Here is an 18,619-nt window from a genome sequence, read left to right on the forward strand (position 1 = left end):
CGTTGGTAAAGACGCCAACCAGTAGCAAAAAGCCTCCATCAGAATGACTGATGAAGGCTTTGAAGTATTGTGCTTAAGCAAGGGTCTGTGTAAATGCCACTTCCCCCTTGGGGGACAGAGGGGGCTTACTCTTCTATCTTTTCGTCTTCCACATTCTTCAGTACTTCGGCCGTGATCTTGCGCAAGGGGTTTTTGTTGCGTTCGTCGTATTCGCCTCGGCGTTTGATGATGTCGATGCATTCAAAAACAGCCGTCATAAAAGACGTGTGGTCGGCGATGTTCTTGCCCGCAATATCAAAGGCTGTTCCGTGGTCGGGAGAGGTGCGGACAAACTGCAAACCGGCCGTATAGTTCACGCCTTCACCGGCTGCAATGGTTTTGAACGGAATGAGTCCCTGGTCGTGGTACATGGCCAGCACCGCATCGAACTGCAGGTAGCTGCGGCGGGCAAAAAAAGCATCGGCACTGTAAGGGCCAAAGGCGTTCATCCGGTGCTTGGCTTCTTTCACAGCCGGTAAAATGATCCTTTGTTCCTCGTCGCCAATCAATCCTTCGTCGCCGGCATGCGGGTTCAGTCCCAGCACAGCGATCTTGGGTTTGTCGATGCCAAAGTCGCGGCGCAGGCTGTTGTTGAGCAACTGCAGTTTGGAAAGAATTGCTTCACGGGTAATGTTTGCTGCCACGTCTTTCAGTGCCAGGTGTTCGGTCACCAAGGCCACCCGCAGGTTGTCGGCATACAGGAGCATCAGCACATCCCTGGCATTGCCAACGGCTTTCAAAAAAGGCGTATGGCCGGTATAGGCAAAAGCTTCGCTTTGTACATTTTTTTTATGGATAGGGGCGGTTACAATTCCCTGGATATGTCCTGCCTTTAGCGCATCGGCGGCAGCCAGCAGGGACTTTACGGCGTACATGCCACCGGCATCGGTCAGTTGTCCCGGTGTGATGGTCATTTCTTCTTCCCAGCAATTGAAAATATTGATCTGCTTTGGACTGAGTTTGGAAAAATCCTTGATGATCTGGTAATTGAAATGGGCCTCGGGCACAGCCTTGCGGTAAAAATTCAGCAGCTTGTTGGAGCCGAAGATCACCGGCGTGCAGTATTCGAGAAGACGGAGGTCCGAAAAGGTTTTGATGATCACTTCCGGGCCAATGCCGTTGATGTCGCCAATACTAATTCCTATGACGGGTTTGTTCATAATGAAAATAAGGACAAAGAAAAGCAATCGGGCTTAAACTTGCGAGGGCTAATTTTGCGCCGATGTACACGCTGAAAAAATCGCTGGGACAGCATTTCCTGAAAGATGAGAACATCTGCCGCCGGATTGTGGACGAACTGACCAAACACCCTTTTCGCAACCTGCTGGAAGTAGGGCCGGGCGGAGGTGCGCTGACCAAATACCTTATCCAGTTGCCCGGCGTAAACTTCAAAGCCGTAGAGCTCGACGAAGAAAAGGTTGTGTATTTAAAAGCCACGTATCCCGTCTTGCAGGACAAAATCATTCACCAGAGCTTTCTCGATATCGAAAAGCCGTTTGATGAATCGTTTACCGTTGTGGGCAACTTCCCCTATAATATTTCGACCCAGATCCTTTTCAAGATCCTGGAATGGGAGACCGGCGTGGATTGCGTGATCGGCATGTTCCAGAAGGAAGTGGCGCAGCGGGTGGCGGCCAGGGAAGGCAGCAAAGTATATGGCGTGACCTCGGTGCTGGTGCAGGCATTTTACGACGTGGAATACCTGTTTGACGTCAGTGAAAACTCCTTTAACCCGCCGCCGAAAGTGAAAAGCGGCGTGATCCGCCTGCTGCCGCGAAAAGCACCGCTCGAAATAAAGAGCCGCAAGGCATTCTTCAACCTGGTGAAAACAGCCTTCAACCAGCGGCGCAAGACACTGCGCAATGCCTGCAAGGGTTTGTTCGACAGCGCAGTTCTGCAGGATCCCATTTTTGACAAACGTGCAGAGCAGTTGAGCATCGAAGCATTTGCACAATTGAGTTTTCAAATGAAGTGAAATGGCAAATGACAGAGGTGCGACAGGAGATCACAAAGAAGTCATTGTTTGTCTTGTCTCACCGCTGCCGTCTCCCATTCACCTTCTTAATACAACCTTGAATGAAAGTCATTATCACCGCACCTGTACACGATTACCTGCTTCGAACCTTGCAGCAGAACGGATACGAAACGATCTACCTTCCCGCTGTCAGCTATGCCGAATTGAGTGAACTGGTTGGTGAGGCCGACGCCCTGGTGGTGACGACGCGGATCAAAATCGATCCGGCCCTTCTGGACAAAGCCGGCAGGCTGAAATGGATCGGCCGCCTGGGCAGCGGCATGGAACTGATCGACGAAGACTACGCCGCACAAAAAAACATTCGCCTGATCAGCACCCCCGAAGGCAACCGCAATGCCGTGGCCGAACAGGCGCTGGGGATGTTGCTCTGCCTGATGGCCAACATCTGCCGTTCGTTTAGCGAAGTGAAAGACGGCAAATGGCTGCGGGCCGAAAACCGTGCCGTGGAGTTGCGGGGAAAAACCGTTGGCATCATTGGCTATGGCAACACGGGCTCGCAGTTTGCCAGGCTGCTGGCACCCTTCCATGTAACGGTGCTGGCACACGACAAGTACAAGCACGATTATACCGACGGCTATATCAAAGAGGCCACGCTGCAGGAGGTGTACGAGAAGGCAGACGTGGTCAGCATGCACATCCCGCTAACGGAAGAAACCTATCACTATGCCAACGAGACGTTTTTCAACAGCTTCCGCAAAGCGCCGTATTTCCTCACCACCTGTCGCGGGCCGGTAACGGATACGGAAGCACTGATCAAAGCCATCCGGGAAAACAAGCTGGCCGGTGCCGCCCTCGATGTGCTGGAAAACGAAAAGCTGGCGACCTATACCGAAAAGGAAAAAGAGCAGTTTGCCTTTCTCAGCGCGCAGCCGAATGTGATTGTCACACCGCACATCGGCGGGTACAGCCACGAAGCTTTTTTGCGCATGGCCGAAGTGTTGGTGGAGAAACTGGGCCTGGCCGGGAAGTGATTTGGCCAGTGGCCCTCTTTTGAACCTTCTTATTTTTGTTTCATGCCTGCTTTTGCCCCTGCCTATATCGAAGAAATGAAAGTGGTGTACCATGCCGATGTAAGGCCGTACAAAAGCCAGTTGCACAAGTATATGCAGGCCGTGCCGGAGCGGCTGGTGATCGTTTACCAGAAAGAAGAGGACAACTATTGCATCCTGGGAACCGATGCAGCCTACGAAAACTGGGACCACTATACCAACTATGTTTTTCCCAAACTGGAAACGGCACTTGAATTTCCCGGCACCATCTTCCGGATCGACGACATTACCTGGCAAAAGGTCTGAACCGCCCCTGCCGCTGCCTTTGCCCGGGAGCGGTGGTTTTTTGGGCAGGATAGAGGTAAATAAAATTTTCTTTTATATTTGTGACATGTGAGGCAACGCTCCCCAGCAGGAGCGTTGCTATTTTTTTCATTTCTATCTAAACCTGTTTGATATGAGCGGAGTACATTACGTAACGAAGGACACGTTGGAGCAGATGAAAGCCGACCTGCAGCGCATGAAGGCCGTTGACCGTCCCGCGGCGGCAAGAGCCATTGCCGAAGCCAGGGAAAAAGGCGATCTCCGCGAGAATGCCGAGTACGATGCCGCCAAAGAAGCGCAAGGCTTACTGGAAGCCAAGATCGCGGCCATGGAAGGGCAGATTGCACAAACCCGCATCCTCGATGAAGCCAATGTGGACACGAGCAAAGTGTCGATCCTGACCCGGGTGAAACTGACCAACCTGAACACGAAAAAACAGGTAACCTACCAAATCGTCAGTGAAACGGAAGCCGACCTGAAGGCCGGTAAAATTTCCGTGACTTCCCCCATCGGCAAGGGCTTGCTGGGTAAAACCGTTGGCGAAGTAGCAGAAGTGTCTGTGCCGGCTGGTGTAATGAAGTTTAAGGTTGAGGATATTACTGTGTAAGGCGATAATGGGATAATTCGATAATGTGCAAATGTGCAAATGTGCAAATGAGTTGGTATTTGCACGAGTGATTTCAACCGGTTCTTTGCAGGAAGATGATTTTTTGGAGATCAGCAACCCCTCTCAATTGGGCTTCCGTTGCGTCGCACTCTTCAGCGTCCGGTAAATCTCCCGCACAAAAACACATCCCATTATCCCATTATCGAATTATCCCATTATCCCATTTGCTAATTTTCACATTTCCCTCCCATGACCATCTTTTCCAAAATCATCCGCGGCGACATTCCCTCGTACAAAATTGCCGAAGACGAAAGGTTCTTTGCTTTTCTCGACATCTTTCCCCTGCGGGAAGGACACGTGCTGGTGGTTCCCAAAACAGAAGTGGACAACCTGTTTGACCTGCCGGAAGCGTATCTTTCGCAACTCCTCCTGTTTGCGCAGCCCATTGCCAGGGCCATCGAAAAAGCCTTTCCCTGCAACCGTTGCGGCATCTCGGTCATCGGCCTGGAAGTGCCGCACGCCCATGTGCATCTTATTCCGATCAACTCATCCAACGACCTGAATTTTACGCAACCCAAACCCAAGGCTGCCGACAAGGACCTGCAGGCAGCACAGGAAAAAATCTTATCATTTCTAAACCCGACAAAATGAGAAACACCGCTCGTATTTTTTTGATGGCCGCATTGTTTTTTGCTGCCAAGGGCCTCCATGCACAGTCCACCAGTCCCGATACCATGGTGCACCGGATTTTTGCTTCACTGAAAGCAAAGGACGAAAAAGCGTTTGTGGCGCTGTATCCCAATCCGCAGCAGTTTGGCCGCTTTATCCGCAACCTGATGACGCAGACCTTCAAGTCGGAGCAGATGCAGCAAATGCTGGCCAATGACGAAAAAGCCAAAAACCTGAACGTCGACAGCCTGATCGAAGCACAGGTGGCAACCGTGACCTCGCCGGCCATGTTTGCACAGATGGAAAAACAATTCGGCCAGATGTTCCAAAAAATCATTGAAAAAGGAGAGAAGAAAGGCGTGAACTGGAGCGATGCCACCATGACCGGTTACACGGTCGATTCGTCTTCGGCAATGGAGCAAACCTCGCCCATGCAACCGGCAGGCATGAAAACCATCAAAGGCATTATTGATTTTACCGCCGGCGGCCGGCCCTACCAGGTTGCCTACGACAAAGTGATTTTTCTTCCAACTGAAGGCGCCTGGTTTGGTGCCGATTTTACACAACTGGCCCGCAAAGGCGAGAGTCTTGCACCCGATAAAGAAGAGGAAGCAAAGGACGAAGCGGCGACACCAGCGCCCAAACAAAAAACAACAACGGCAAAAGGAAAAGCGCCGGCAGCGAAAGCCAAAACCGGCAAAGCACCTGTTCGCAAAAAATCTTAAGTGGTGATCCGGTGCCCGTTGGCCGAAACAAATTGCTCCCAACTGGCCTTTGATTTTTTCCGGGCCAGTGGTTTCGACACCATCTTCAGTCCGGGGATTTTGCTGCTGTAGTGATGGCAGATGGCCACCGCCAGTGCATCGGTGGCATCAAACTGCGCCGGTTTTTCCGGCAGGCCCGTGATCTGCTGCAGCATCTTCCACACCTGTTCTTTATCCGCGTTCCCGTTGCCGGTAATGGATTGCTTGACTTTTTTGGGCGAATATTCGGTGATGGGAACGCTTTTTTCCATAGCTGCCGCAATGGCCACACCCTGGGCCCTTCCCAGTTTCAACATGCTCTGCACGTTTTTGCCGTAGAACGGTGCTTCAATGGCAAATTCATCCGGGTTGAAGGCGTTCATCAGTTGCGTTACCTTCTGGTGAATTTTCTGCAGGCGGTAGTAATTGTCTTTGCTGCTGGTCAGTTTGAGGACATCCATTTCACGAATGGTGATGCGGTCGGCAACGACCTCAATTACACTATATCCCATGAAGAGGGTTCCCGGATCGATACCTAATATTGTCAAAGGCTTTTGCAAGGAGTGGTTATTTTTACCGCAAGGATGCGAAACAAAACTATCAAAATTTTCCTCAAATACTTTTTTGGCCCTCTCTTATTCGTTGGATTGTCGTTTTCCATCTTTCAGCAAATTCGCCATCAGCCGCACCTGGCGCAGTCGTGGGAGCAAATCAAGGCATCATTTGCTTCTGTTAAAATCGTTTACCTGTTCCTTGCCTGCTCACTGATTTTTGTGAACTGGGGACTGGAGTCGTGGAAGTGGAAGCTGCTCGTGTCTACCGTGCGGCCCATCGGTTTTTGGCCGGCTTACAAAGCGGTGCTCTCGGGTGTTTCGTTTTCGGTGAGCCTGCCCAACCGCGTCGGCGAATACATCGGCCGTATGATGTACCAGCCGGAAGGTGGACGGCTGAAGACGATTTCGCTGGCCATCGTGGGCAGCGTGGCGCAACTGTTGGTTACACTCTTTTGTGGTCTGATAAGCCTTGTTGTGCTGAAAAAAGAACTGCTGCAGTTGTACCCGGAGGCCGTGATCGGCTACCAGTTCCTTGTGTATGGATTGCTGGGTGCAACAGGGCTGCTGGCCTTTGCTTACTTCAATGTAAGTGCGGTGGTAGCCTTTTTCAGTCGCTGGCTCAGCCTCCATCACTTGCTCTACCTGGTCGAGTCGCTGCAAAAGTTTAACGCTTCTTTTCTGGCACGAATACTTTTGATTTCGTCTCTTCGTTACGTTGTATTCTTGCTGCAATACCTGGCGATGTTTTCGCTTTTCGGCGTGGCCATCGCCCCGGGAATTGCCGTTTCGGTGATGAGCGTTGTATTTTTAGCCCTTGCCGTCATTCCGTCCATTGCCTTGGTGGAAGTGGGTCTGCGGGGCGAAGTGAGCCTGCGGCTGCTGGGCATTTTCAGCGCCAACAGCCTGGGGATTGGTCTGACGTCGGTAACCATCTGGTTCATCAACCTGATTGTGCCGGCGCTGCTGGGTACCCTGTTTTTGTTGAATGTAAAACTGCTGTCAAAGAATGAAGAGACTTCGTAAACTTTTTTTCGTAGCCCTGTGCCTGTTAGGCGTCGGTGCCGGAACAAAAATATCCGTGCCTTCTCCGGAACTTTGTGGTGCCCGCAACAATACCACGCAAAACGGCGAGCAGATCTCGTACATCGTGTACTACACGGTAGCCGGCATTTATGTCAACGCCGGCAATGCCACGTTTACCAATGCAGTGGAGCGACTGAACGGTAAACCTGTTTTCCACATCACGGCAACCGGCGTAACCAACACATCGTACGACTGGATCTTCAAGGTTCGCGACAAATACGAATCGTACATCGATACGGCAAGCATGCAGCCCCTGAAATTTGTTCGCGATGTCAACGAAGGCAAGCACAAACACTACGAGAATATCACCTTCAATCATACGGCCAATACCGCGGTGACGCAGCAGGGCGTGTTCAAGGTGCCGGATTGTGTACAGGATGTGATCAGTGCCGTATACAGTGCCCGCAACATCAACTTCGATCAATACAAAAAGGACGACCGCATTCCGTTCAAGTTGTTTCTCGACAATGAAGTGTACGACATGTACATCCGTTATCTCGGGAAAGAGGAAGTGAAGACGAAATACGGTAAGTTCAAAGCCATCAAGTTCAAACCCCTGCTCATCAAAGGAACCATTTTTGAAGGCGGTGAAAAAATGACCGTTTGGGTCAGCGACGATGCCAACCGCATTCCTCTTCGCATTGAAAGCCCCATCGTTGTGGGAAGTGTCAAAATGGACATGATGAGTTACCGCAACCTGCGGTATCCCTTGTCCAGTTTGAAGAGTTTCAGCGGGCAGAATGTCACACGGTGAGGCTTGTAAAATGGTGAACGTAAAAGCCGTTTCAAAATCGATCAGGAAGATGGCGGGCTTTTTATCAGAAAATAATTCTGTCTTTTTTCTCGTAGAAGAAGCCTGAACCCATTGTCACTTCTCTATAAACACAGCGCTCCTTCGGAGCGGGAAGCTAGGCTTCTTTAGTTTGTAAAAAATGCATGCTTCTTCAGTGAAGAAAATGAACTGCACCAAAGCTGTTGACTGTACAAAACAATATCGCATTTATCCCAGCTCCGACAACGGAAAGAATTCCTTCGGCCGGATGCCTTTCTCCGTTTGCTGCAGGTTGCAACACTCGTGCTGCGCATCGTGCTCAAAAAACAACAGGTAATCCTTCTCTACCGCTTCGGTCAAAAAGCTTTTCTTCTCGTGCAGCGTCGTCAGCGGGAACATGTCGTAGGCCATCACGTAAGGAAGAGGGATGTGTCCTGCGCTCGGCAGCAGGTCGGCCATGTACACGATCGTTTGATCCTTGTAAGTGATTTGCGGCAGCATCATGCCGGCCGTGTGGCCTTCGACAAAGCGCACCGAAAAACTGTTGGCGAACGGCTGTTGGGGCAGGGGCCTGGATGCATCCCAGTCAACGTTCGGCAGCTCCATAAATTTCAGTTGCCCGCTTTCCTGGATGGGTAAAATGTTTTCCTTCAGGAACGAAGCTTTCTCCCGGTCGTTTGGCTGCGTGGCCCATGCCCAGTGTTCTTCATTGCTCCAGTACGTGGCATTTTTAAATGCAGGCACCAATTTGTCGCCTTCGCGAATGATGGAGCCGCCGCAATGATCGAAATGCAGGTGCGTTAAAAAAACATCGGTGATGTCGTCGCGGTGAAAACCGTGTTTTGCCAGGGAGCCATCCAGCGTATCGTTGCCGTGTAAAAAATAATGGCTGAAGAACTTTGCGTCCTGCTTGTTGCCGATGCCGTTGTCCACCAAAATGAGCCGGCCTTCGTCTTCGATCAGCAGGCAGCGCATGGCCCAGGAACAAAGATTGTTTTCATCGGCGGGATTGATCTTGTTCCAGAGCGATTTGGGCACAACGCCAAACATGGCCCCGCCATCCAGTTTAAAATTGCCTGTGGGAATGGAATAAAGTTTCATGCTGCAACAACAGTTTTTTGTTTCATGTCGACAAAGAGCAACAGGATGCCGCCAACAATAAAAAAGATCATCAGCGCCAGCACCGAATTGCGCAGACCGCCAAACACCTCGCCAATAAAGCCAAACGACAGGGTGCCGATCACTGTTCCGATTTTATCGCAAACGTCGTAAAAGCTAAAATAGGAAGCTGTGTCTTTAGTGGGCGGAATCAATTTGGAATACGTGGAACGCGACATCGATTGAATCCCGCCCATGACCAGGCCAACGATGGTAGCCAGCACATAAAACTGCATGGGGGTTTGCACAAAATAGGCAAACACGCAAATGCCGATCCAGATCAGGATGATGACACCCAGCGTCAGGATGTTGTTGGTGCGGACCGACAGGCGGGCAAACAACATGGCTCCCGCAATTGCCACCAACTGGATCAGCAGCACCGTGATGATCAGTTCCGACGACTGCAGGTGCAGTTCGGCAGAAGCAAAATAGGTGGCGAGGTACATCACCGTTTGCACGCCCATGTTGTAAAAGAAAAAGCTGCGTAAAAAGCGTTTGGTAACGGGATAATCCTGCAACTGGTTCCATACTTTTTTCAATTCGTGAAAGCCGTTGGTGAAAATGCTGTGCTCGGGGTGCTGGTTCGAAGCCACAGAACGCGGCAGGTGACGAAAGGTGATCTGCGCAAAACCGGTCCACCACAAACCCACGGCAAGAAACGAAAGCCGTGCGGGCCAGGCGCCCCAGCCCAGGTTTTTTGCGTCGTTGAGCATGATGAAAACAAGACAAACGACCATCAGCAGCACACTGCCGATATAGCCCATGGCAAAGCCTTTGGCGCTGACACGGTCCTGGTCTTCTTCGGCAGCAATTTCCGGCAGGTACGAATTGTAGAACACGATACTGCCGCAAAAGCCGATGGAGCCGAGAATGGAACAAACAATGCCAAAGGGAACGTTGTCTTTCGTGAGGAAGGTGAGTGCGATACAGGCAGCCGATCCCAGGTAACAAAAAAATTGCATGAAGCCTTTTTTAGTGCCTTTGTAATCGGCGATCGATGAAAGCACAGGCGAAAGAAAGGCAATGACCAGGAAAGAAAAAGAAATGGCGTACGAAGCCAGTGCTGTTTTATCATAGGTGCGGCCAATAAAATGCACCTGGTCAGGTGCAATGGCCGTGTAATAGGCCGGAAAGATGGCAGACGTAATAATCAGCGAATACGCACTGTTGGCCCAGTCGTACATGGCCCAGGCATTGATCACTTTCTTGGGAGCTGTTTGCATAAGGTCATAAAAATAAAAAAGACATCGCAGCCGGATGTCTTTTTCCTTGCAGGGCCAATCGAGACGGTTTGCCCATGCGATAAAAACTTTGTTTACTGGTTTTGTGATGGCGCCGCAGTGCCGGCATCTGTTTCTGCCGATACAGGAGCGGTTTCGGTGCCCGTATTGCTGGTTTCTGCCTGGCTGTTTTCAAAACGGGCCACGTCTTCATCCGTTAGTTTGGGAACTTTTTTGTAGTCGGCATATTCGGTTGTGGTCAGCCAGAGTGTTGCTTTTTTCAATTCCGGGAGATTGTGCTGGATGAGGTACTGCCAGTAACCAAACACCGGCAACACGGTTTCTTCGTTCTCTTTGATAAAGTCTTTGTTGACGATGATGCGGACAACGGGAGTCTCTTCGTCTTTCCTTACCAGGATATCCGCCTCTTTGTCGGCCGTCAGCAACCCTTTTTCCAGCAGGAAGGCGGCCAGGTTTTGCATGGGCTTTTTGGTGAAGTCGCCGCTGTCGTAAGTGATCGATGTTTTGCCGGATTTGGCCACAGCCACAGGGCCAAGGGTTTCCTGGTCTTTCAGCCTGTCGTCGGTAAAGGCAAAACGGGCATCGGCTCCATTAAATACCTCATTCGACAGGTTGGCCTGCAGCTTCCACATGTTCAGCTTCAGGCCTGGATCCATTGTTTTGGAATCCATCACCAGGTGCACAATGTAGGTGTCGCCGTTTTTGGTCACCTGTGCGGAGCTTTTTTGTTTTTTGTCGAACAATTTGTTTTCCACAAGAAAGTCGCCCACTTTTTCAGCGTCTTTTTGGGTCACGCCTTCGCCTTTGTAAAAGACCTCGCTTTTACCGACGGCGACTTTTTTGCCGTAATCATCACAGGACGAAAGCAGGAGTACGACGGGAACTAGAAGAAACAGTATTTTTCTCATAAGGTGGCAAATTGAAAATGTTGCATAAGCGGTTAAAAGCGCCAAAATAGCGCCGCCAGTCAGCATGTGCAATTACCAATATTGAGTATCAGGAAAGACGACCCGCGAAAATCAGCGCCAGCAACAGGACTCCGGCCACAATACGATACCAGCCGAATAATTTAAAACCGTGTTTTTGCAGGTAGGAAATAAAAAATTTAATGGCCAGCAAAGCTACCACGAAGGCCACAACATTTCCGACCGCCAGCAGCTTGATCTCTTCGGACGAAAAACTGCCTTTGTCCTTGTACCAGTCGTAAAGGTCTTTGGCTGTTGCGGCAAACATGGTTGGCACGGCCAGGAAAAAAGAAAATTCCGCCGCCAGTTTCCGTGTCAGTCCCTGCTGCATGCCGCCGATGATGGAAGCGGCACTGCGGCTGACGCCGGGGACCATGGCCAGCACCTGCCAGAGACCAATGGTAAAGGCCCGGGGATAGGTGATGTCGGAATCTTTTTCGTATTTGGGATTGCGGAATACATTGTCGATAAACAAAAGCACTACGCCGCCCACCAGCAAACTGATGGCAACGGTCAGGTTGCTTTCCATCAGGGCCTTGATCTTTTTGGAGAACAGCGCTCCAAAAACGAGGGCGGGGATCACGGCGACGATCAGTTTGATATAAAACTGCCAGCGGGAAAAATCAAAAAATTTCTTGTAGTACAGCACGACCACTGAAAGGATGGCGCCTAATTGGATCACCACCTCGAACATCTTGGTGAACGCTTCTTTTTCGATGCCCATCAGCGAGCTCGTAATGATCATGTGGCCCGTGGATGAAATGGGCAAAAATTCGGTGATGCCCTCGACGATGGCAATCACGATCGCTTGAAAAAGGTTCATCAGTCGGCGGTTCCGGTGTTTTTGGGTTGACGGAAAATGGCATAGATCTCAACGGCGAGGCCCAACAAAATAATGATAGGGGCAATGGTAATGCGCCGGCTGCTGTACACCTCAGAGGGATTAAACACAGTGGGGTCTTCGCTGCCGCCACCGGCCATCAGTACAAAACCGAGGATCAGGATGGCAACGCCAATCAGCATCCAGGTGAAATTTTCCTTGCCAAACAACTGGCCGGCTTTGGGTTTCGCCACCGGCGATTTGGCTGGTATGGCTGGGGGTTTTGCCGATGCGGAAGGTCTTGTTGCTTTCATTGATTCTTTTGTTGAAGGGAGCAAAGTAAGGAAAGTTTGGAGTTTGGGGTCTGGAGTTTATCGTTGGTTGAGAATTTTTAAGTTTTCTCATTTGATGCTTACTGCGATCACAGAGCCTGGTGCGCCTGAAAAACCCCAAACTCCAAACGCCAGACGCCTAACCCTAATACAGTTCATCCAGCTTCATGCGCAGGTACTTCGATACGCTGCGCCAGGTGCTGAGAAAGGTAATGGTAATGCCGATGATCATCAGGGCCAGGAACAACAGAAACAGCGTGGAACTGGAACGAACGCCGCTCAGCCAGGGAATAAAGTTCTCGGCAACCAGGATCAGCACATAGATCAGCACAATGGCAATGCCGGCGCTGATGGCACCGTTCACAATGGCCCGGATCGTCAGCGGGCGGGCAATGAATTGCCGTGTGGCACCCACCATTTGCATGGTCTTGATGAGGAAACGGTTGCTGAACATGGCCAGGCGGATCGTATTGTCGATCAGGAAAATCACCACAATGGATAGAATGATGGCAATGCCCAGGATGATCAGGCTGATGTTGCGGAAGTTCTGGTTCATGTTCGATACCAGCTCTTTGGGATAAGAGACGTCCGACACCAGTCCGGTGGATTGGCCTTCTTTGATCTCTTTGCTGATCTTCTCCAGCGAGTCGGACTGCACGTATTCGTTCTTCGGCTTGAAATAAATGCCGTCGGGGAGGGGATTGTAGTCGAGAATGGTGCTGAAGTCTTCGTTGCCGTCCTGCAGGTATTTTTTCTTGGCCACGTCCTTGTTCACGTATTCGTAACTGCGTACATAGGGACGGGAAGCAATGAACTGCAGGAGCGCCGCGCTGTCTTTGGGCGAAACTTTGTTGGCCAGGTACACCTTTACTTCCACGTTTTCCTTGAAATATTCACTCAGCTTGTTGGTGTTGATGATCATCCAGCCAACGATCCCCAGGAGAAATAACACAAGGGTGACGCCAATGATGCTCATGACATAGGACGGTTTTCCTCTCTTAGACGACGCTTTGCCGATTTGTGACATGCTGTACTCTTTTTGAAGTGGGCAAAAATAAAGGATTGCGCCGTGCCTCCGGTCTGGTCCCCGGCATTTGGGCCGAATAAAAGGCCGAAACAGTTATTTTTGCCTTTCCCTAACGATTGCCTGCTTGAAATATTGTCATCTGAACCGGTATTTGTGGGATGATTGGGATTGCCAGGATGAAAAGAGCCGTTCCTCGCCGAACGACTTTTCTTTTATAGAAAGGTTCTTCTTTTTTCTGGTCCTTTATCGGCCGCCTGCCGGTTCGGGCAGCTTCATTACTAAATTGAACGTTGAATGAGCGAAAGTGTAAACAAAGGAACAACAAACGCCGTGGAATACAATTTCAGGGAAATTGAGCAAAAGTGGCAGCAGGAATGGATCAACAGCGGTGCGTACCGGGTGCCCAACCGGTCGGACAAGCCCAAATACTATGTGCTGGACATGTTCCCTTACCCGAGTGGCGCCGGCCTGCACGTGGGCCATCCGCTGGGCTATATCGCCTCTGATATTTTTGCCCGGTACAAGCGGCTGAAAGGCTTCAACGTTCTGCACCCGATGGGCTACGACGCCTTTGGGCTGCCGGCAGAGCAATACGCCATCGAACACGGGGTGCACCCGGCCGTGAGTACGGCAAAGAATATTGCTACCTTCCGCGGCCAGCTGGACAAGATCGGCTTTAGCTTCGACTGGAGCCGCGAAGTCAACACCTCCAATCCCGGTTACTACAAGTGGACACAATGGATTTTTTTGCAGTTGTTCAAAAGCTGGTACAACCGCAAGACGAACAAAACAGAATCCATCGACGGCCTGGTAAAAATTTTTGAAGCGGAAGGAAACTTCAACCACCCGATCCCCAATTCCCAGTTCCAGATCCCCGACTACCCGCACGTCACCTTTACTTCCGATGCCTGGTACAGCTTTACCGAAAAACAAAAGCAGGCCATCCTGATGGAGTACCGCGTGGCCTATTGCGGCTACGGCGAAGTGAACTGGTGCGAAGTACTGGGCACCGTGCTGGCCAATGACGAAGTGGTGAACGGCGTGAGTGAACGCGGCGGCTATCCCGTGGTGAAGAAAAAGCTCCGCCAGTGGTACCTGCGCATCACCGAATACGCCGACCGTTTGCTGGAAGGCCTGCAGCGGGTGGATTTCAGCGATGCCATGAAGGAAATGCAAACCAACTGGATCGGCAAAAGCAGCGGTGCGGAAATTGACTTTGCCATTGCCGGTCACGATGAAACGCTGCGGGTGTACACCACCCGCCCCGATACCATTTTTGGTGTGGACTTTATGGTGGTGGCTCCTGAGCATGAACTGGTGGAGCGAATCACCACACCCGATCACAAGCAGGCGGTGGAAGACTACATAGCGTATGTAAAAAGCCGCAGCGAACGGGAACGCATGGCCGAGAAAAAGATCAGCGGCGTGTTCACCGGTGCCTATGCCGTGAACCCGTTCGACGAAAGAAAAATTCCTATCTGGATCTCCGAATATGTATTGGCCGGCTATGGCACCGGCGCCATCATGGCGGTGCCCAGCGGCGACGAACGCGACCACAAGTTTGCCAACCATTTCAACCTGCCCATCACGAACATCCTGGGCGATGCCTACAACGGGCAAGAAGCCAATCCTACCAAGGATGCGGTGCTGAGCAACAGCGGCTTTTTGAACGGCATGGTAATGCGTGACGCCATCGATGTCGTCATCAACAAACTGGAGGAAATGGGCATCGGCAAGCGCAAGGTGAATTTTAAAATGCGTGATGCGGCTTTCAGCCGCCAGCGCTACTGGGGCGAGCCCTTTCCCATCAAATGGAAAAACGGCATTGCCTACCCGCTGGATGAAAGCGAGCTGCCGCTGGAATTGCCTTACGTGGAAAGCTACGGTCCCGGTCCCGAAGGCGAAGGCCCGCTGGCCAATATTCCCGAGTGGACGGCGCAGGACCTCGAGACGAACACCATGCCCGGGTATGCCGGTTCCTCGTGGTACTTCCTGCGCTACATGGATCCGCACAACGACGAAACGTTTTGCGATAAAAATATTAGCAGCTACTGGAACCAGGTGGACCTGTACGTCGGCGGAACGGAGCATGCGGTTGGCCACCTCCTGTACAGCCGCATGTGGACGAAATGTTTGTTTGACCTGGATTTGATCACATTCGACGAGCCGTACAAGAAGTTGCTGAACCAGGGGATGATCCAGGGGAGTTCACGGTTTGTATACAGAGTAAGAGGAACGAATCAATATGTTTCTGCTGGCTTGAAAGAGCAATATGAAGTCGACAGCATTCATGTGGATGTGAACATTGTGGACGGCGTGGAACTGGACACGGAAGCATTCAAAAACTGGAAGCCCGATTTTGCCGACGCAGAATTTATCCTGGAAGACGGCAAGTACATCTGCGGTGTGGAGACGGAAAAAATGAGCAAAAGCAAAGTGAACACCGTCAACCCCGATCACATTGTAGAGCGCTTTGGCGCCGATACCTTCCGCATGTACGAAATGTTCCTCGGTCCCGTGGAGATGAGCAAGCCCTGGGATACCAAGGGCATTGAAGGCGTGCACCGCTTTTTGAAAAAACTCTGGCGCCTGTTTTTTGATGAGATGAAAGGCAGCGTGGTGACAAACGACAACGCCACACCTGAAGAACTGAAAGTGCTTCACCGCACCATCAAAAAGATCGCGGAAGACACGGAGCGTTTTTCCTTCAACACCTGCGTGAGTGCCTTTATGGTTTGTGTCAACGAACTGACGGATCTGAAATGCCATAAACGCGACGTGCTGGAGCAATTACTGATCCTGTTGACGCCGTATGCGCCCCACATCAGTGAAGAGCTGTGGCACCAACTGGGACATACAACCTCCATCCTGGATGCTTCCTACCCGGCGTTTGAAAGCAAGTACCTTGTGGAAACGACCAAGGAATATCCTGTTTCCATCAACGGGAAGATGCGCACCACGATGGTGCTGGACCTGGCGGCCACGCAGGAGCAGGTGCAGGATAGCGTGCTGCAAAATCCCGTCGTGCAAAAATGGATGGAAGGCAAGCCGCTGAAGAAACTCATTTTTGTGAAAGGGAAAATGATCAACGTGGTGATCTAAAGTAGAAATGACCTGTTTCATTTTTTTGATAAAGCACTTCCGCAAGTGCTTTTTTTATGCAGTTGTTTTTATGCTGATGCTTATGTAAGACGTGAAAAGTGAAACGGGAGACCGCAGTGAACGTCAATCGAAAAGCCTCTATAGTTTGACGTTTGACGTTTCTCGTTTCACTACAACTAGAGCAGGCTGGTATCATACCAGGATTTATAGTTCCTTTGGAGAAATTTTTCCCTTGAAAAAAGCTCTCTTTCTTTTTGTCGCGATGGCGTCTGTCCTTGCTGGTCTTGCGCAGGACCTGCGGGTAATGACCTACAATATCCGGCTCAACACGGCTTCGGACAGCCTCAACGCATGGCCCCACCGGAAAGACAACCTGGCTTCGCAGGTCCTTTTTCACGATGTGCAATTGCTCGGCGTTCAGGAAGCCCTGCACAACCAGATGGTGGACCTGAAGGAGCGTTTACCACAGTATAAATTGGTTGGCGTGGGTCGCGACGATGGCAAAGAAAAAGGTGAGTACTCGGCGATCTTCTACGATACATCGCGGTTACAGGTTCTGCAGTCCAGCACCTTCTGGCTGTCGCTGACGCCGGAGGTACCGGGCAGCAAAAGCTGGGATGCCGCCATCACCCGCATCGTCACCTGGGCAAGGTTCAAAGACAAAAAAAGCAACAAGATTTTCTATGCGTTCAATACGCATTTTGACCACCTCGGAAAAGAAGCAAGGCGGGAAAGCGCCAGGCTATTGCTCCGAAAAGTAGCGGACATTGCCGGAAAGACCCGCGCCGTGGTGACCGGCGATTTCAACGCCACGCCAAATGACGAACCGATTCAGGTGGTGACGGAAGAAAGCAACGTCCTGCACCTGACCGATTCAAAAGCGCTTTCTATCACGCCGCATTACGGGCCGGAGGGCACCTTCAACGGCTTTGCTGCAAAAGAAAGAGACAACCTGCCCATCGATTACATCTTTCTGAAAGGACCGTGGAAGGTGAAGAAACATGCCACGCTTTCGCAAACCTGGAACGGCCGTTTTGCTTCCGATCATTTTGCCGTGTTTGCCGTGATTGAATAAACGAAACAGCGGTGCTCATGTGTTGCGGAATAAACAAACCGAGTCTTACCGCCTGAAGCGAATCACGGCACTGCTTTCCTCCGTGCTTGCCAGGTTGGCCGCATAGCGCTTGTCACCCACCATCGCGACCATGTAGGAGGTGTTGGGTGGAATGGCGCCCAAATTCTCCGCAACCATCGTCATTTCGCTTTCGGGCTGCAGGTCCGTGACGGCCAGTTTCAGCGTGTAGGGTTTGTCGGAAAGTTTGATGTGGGAAAACAGCATGCGGCCATCGAGGAAGAGTGAGATGCTGTCGCCGTCCACGATGGCGTTGTCGTAAAACTGCAGCGTAATGCTGTCGCCTTCGGCTTTGATTGTTGTGAAGATTTTTTTCTTGCGGGTGGTGAATTTTTCCTCGATGGTTTTGGGTGTCGTCGCAGCGATCGCGGGCTGTTCCGGTGCAGGCCTGGTGTCCACTTTCTTTTCCTCGGGAACAATCACCCTACCCGGCTTTGACGCTCTGGCCACAGGCGGTTCCCGGAAAACCGGTTCCTGTTTTGTGCGAAAGGCAACCAGCGACACGCTGTCGATCACATCGGGATCGTTGGTGCCGGCGGTAAAGTTTTCGATCACCCAGTCCCATTCGTCATGAAAACGCGGATCCCTGTCGGTTTTCTGCAGATGAACGGTGCCGTCCTTGATTTCTTCATTCTTTTCATTCGATGAGCCGTCCAGCAGCATCACGCCGCTGCCGGGACAGTTGAAATCGGCGCGGGAAAGCAGGGGCGTTTTGCCGGGAGTGCTCAACAGCCCGCCTTCTTTTTCTTCGATCAGGCGGTCGTCCCACCACACGACCTGGTTGGCGGCTTCGTCAAAATAGCCGCGGATGCTGTAACGGCGGTAGTTGCCCGGCGAAGAATAGTAATACGATGTGCCGGTAATGCTGTCGCCGCTTTTGATGATCTTTACTTCGGTTTTTTGTCCGTTGATTTTTCCCTGCCATACGCCGGTGACCATTTGGGCTTTGGTAGACAGCATAAGTAGCAGCAGGCTAAAAAACAAGAAGGCTTTTAAGCAGGATTTGGAGTGTTGTCGGAACGTCATG

At 51.2% G+C, this 18,619-nt stretch carries 19 protein-coding genes; 10 read left to right on the top strand and 9 right to left on the bottom strand.

The window, feature by feature from the left end; all coding sequences use genetic code 11:
• Window positions 1-125: 125 nt before the first annotated feature.
• Window positions 126-1,199 carry a 4-hydroxythreonine-4-phosphate dehydrogenase PdxA gene (gene pdxA / locus D6024_RS06785; protein ID WP_121354146.1) on the bottom strand — a complete coding sequence of 358 codons (1,074 nt, stop codon included), beginning with the start codon at window positions 1,197-1,199 and terminating at the stop codon, window positions 126-128.
• Window positions 1,200-1,261: 62 nt separating this feature from the next.
• On the opposite strand from pdxA, the gene rsmA reads away from it, so the two are divergent.
• The 6 genes from rsmA to D6024_RS06815 all read left to right on the top strand — a co-directional run bounded on the left by rsmA (window position 1,262) and on the right by D6024_RS06815 (window position 5,388).
• Entirely contained in the window at window positions 1,262-2,014 is a 753-nt protein-coding gene (rsmA, locus tag D6024_RS06790; protein WP_121353831.1) for a 16S rRNA (adenine(1518)-N(6)/adenine(1519)-N(6))-dimethyltransferase RsmA, read from the top strand.
• Between the two features lie 101 nt (window positions 2,015-2,115).
• Window positions 2,116-3,045 (top strand): NAD(P)-dependent oxidoreductase, encoded by a 930-nt coding sequence (locus D6024_RS06795; RefSeq protein ID WP_121353832.1) that lies wholly within the window; start codon window positions 2,116-2,118, stop codon window positions 3,043-3,045.
• A 42-nt stretch (window positions 3,046-3,087) separates the two neighbouring features.
• Window positions 3,088-3,369: a hypothetical protein gene (locus tag D6024_RS06800; RefSeq protein ID WP_121353833.1), complete on the top strand. Its 282-nt coding sequence runs from the start codon at window positions 3,088-3,090 to the stop codon at window positions 3,367-3,369.
• A gap of 151 nt (window positions 3,370-3,520) precedes the next feature.
• Entirely contained in the window at window positions 3,521-3,994 is a 474-nt protein-coding gene (greA, locus tag D6024_RS06805) for a transcription elongation factor GreA (RefSeq protein ID WP_121353834.1), read from the top strand.
• 249 nt (window positions 3,995-4,243) lie between these two features.
• Entirely contained in the window at window positions 4,244-4,645 is a 402-nt protein-coding gene (locus D6024_RS06810; RefSeq protein WP_121353835.1) for an HIT family protein, read from the top strand.
• Window positions 4,642-5,388 (top strand): hypothetical protein, encoded by a 747-nt coding sequence (locus D6024_RS06815; RefSeq protein WP_121353836.1) that lies wholly within the window; start codon window positions 4,642-4,644, stop codon window positions 5,386-5,388. Before D6024_RS06810 ends, D6024_RS06815 begins: the two co-directional genes overlap by 4 nt.
• On the opposite strand, the gene ruvC is transcribed toward D6024_RS06815, so the two are convergent.
• Window positions 5,385-5,966, bottom strand: coding sequence for a crossover junction endodeoxyribonuclease RuvC (ruvC, locus tag D6024_RS06820; protein ID WP_121353837.1), 582 nt, complete (start codon window positions 5,964-5,966; stop codon window positions 5,385-5,387). The two genes, D6024_RS06815 and ruvC, sit on opposite strands and share 4 nt — an antisense overlap.
• A gap of 24 nt (window positions 5,967-5,990) precedes the next feature.
• Between ruvC and D6024_RS06825 the strand changes: the two genes are divergently transcribed.
• Window positions 5,991-6,983: a lysylphosphatidylglycerol synthase domain-containing protein gene (locus D6024_RS06825; RefSeq protein WP_121353838.1), complete on the top strand. Its 993-nt coding sequence runs from the start codon at window positions 5,991-5,993 to the stop codon at window positions 6,981-6,983.
• A complete protein-coding gene (locus D6024_RS06830) occupies window positions 6,967-7,797 on the top strand; it encodes a DUF3108 domain-containing protein (protein ID WP_121353839.1) in 831 nt (276 codons plus the stop codon). Before D6024_RS06825 ends, D6024_RS06830 begins: the two co-directional genes overlap by 17 nt.
• A gap of 246 nt (window positions 7,798-8,043) precedes the next feature.
• Here D6024_RS06830 and D6024_RS06835 read toward each other — a convergent pair whose 3' ends face one another.
• From D6024_RS06835 to D6024_RS06860, 6 genes are all read right to left on the bottom strand, one after another.
• On the bottom strand, window positions 8,044-8,916 hold the full coding sequence (locus D6024_RS06835; RefSeq protein ID WP_121353840.1) for an MBL fold metallo-hydrolase: 873 nt from the start codon (window positions 8,914-8,916) through the stop codon (window positions 8,044-8,046).
• Entirely contained in the window at window positions 8,913-10,196 is a 1,284-nt protein-coding gene (locus D6024_RS06840) for an MFS transporter (protein WP_121353841.1), read from the bottom strand. The genes D6024_RS06835 and D6024_RS06840 overlap by 4 nt, the downstream gene beginning before the upstream one ends.
• A gap of 92 nt (window positions 10,197-10,288) precedes the next feature.
• Window positions 10,289-11,122 carry a hypothetical protein gene (locus D6024_RS06845; RefSeq protein WP_121353842.1) on the bottom strand — a complete coding sequence of 278 codons (834 nt, stop codon included), beginning with the start codon at window positions 11,120-11,122 and terminating at the stop codon, window positions 10,289-10,291.
• A gap of 88 nt (window positions 11,123-11,210) precedes the next feature.
• Window positions 11,211-12,002, bottom strand: a complete 792-nt coding sequence (locus tag D6024_RS06850) for an undecaprenyl-diphosphate phosphatase (protein WP_121353843.1) — start codon at window positions 12,000-12,002, stop codon at window positions 11,211-11,213.
• A complete protein-coding gene (locus D6024_RS06855; protein WP_121353844.1) occupies window positions 12,002-12,313 on the bottom strand; it encodes a DUF3098 domain-containing protein in 312 nt (103 codons plus the stop codon). The genes D6024_RS06850 and D6024_RS06855 overlap by 1 nt, the downstream gene beginning before the upstream one ends.
• A 163-nt stretch (window positions 12,314-12,476) precedes the next feature.
• Window positions 12,477-13,358: a cell division protein FtsX gene (locus tag D6024_RS06860; protein WP_162944599.1), complete on the bottom strand. Its 882-nt coding sequence runs from the start codon at window positions 13,356-13,358 to the stop codon at window positions 12,477-12,479.
• Between the two features lie 294 nt (window positions 13,359-13,652).
• Here D6024_RS06860 and leuS point away from each other — a divergent pair, with 294 nt between their 5' ends.
• Both leuS and D6024_RS06870 read left to right on the top strand, forming a co-directional pair.
• Window positions 13,653-16,460 carry a leucine--tRNA ligase gene (leuS, locus tag D6024_RS06865; protein WP_449401680.1) on the top strand — a complete coding sequence of 936 codons (2,808 nt, stop codon included), beginning with the start codon at window positions 13,653-13,655 and terminating at the stop codon, window positions 16,458-16,460.
• A gap of 232 nt (window positions 16,461-16,692) precedes the next feature.
• Window positions 16,693-17,535 carry an endonuclease/exonuclease/phosphatase family protein gene (locus D6024_RS06870; protein WP_205573237.1) on the top strand — a complete coding sequence of 281 codons (843 nt, stop codon included), beginning with the start codon at window positions 16,693-16,695 and terminating at the stop codon, window positions 17,533-17,535.
• 45 nt (window positions 17,536-17,580) lie between these two features.
• On the opposite strand, the gene D6024_RS06875 is transcribed toward D6024_RS06870, so the two are convergent.
• The gene (locus D6024_RS06875; RefSeq protein ID WP_121353847.1) at window positions 17,581-18,552 is read right to left on the bottom strand and encodes a hypothetical protein; all 972 of its coding nucleotides are present in this window, start codon (window positions 18,550-18,552) and stop codon (window positions 17,581-17,583) included.
• Window positions 18,553-18,619: the final 67 nt, after the last annotated feature.

The sequence above is a fragment of the Flavisolibacter nicotianae genome (assembly GCF_003628535.1).
GTDB lineage: Bacteria > Bacteroidota > Bacteroidia > Chitinophagales > Chitinophagaceae > Flavisolibacter > Flavisolibacter nicotianae.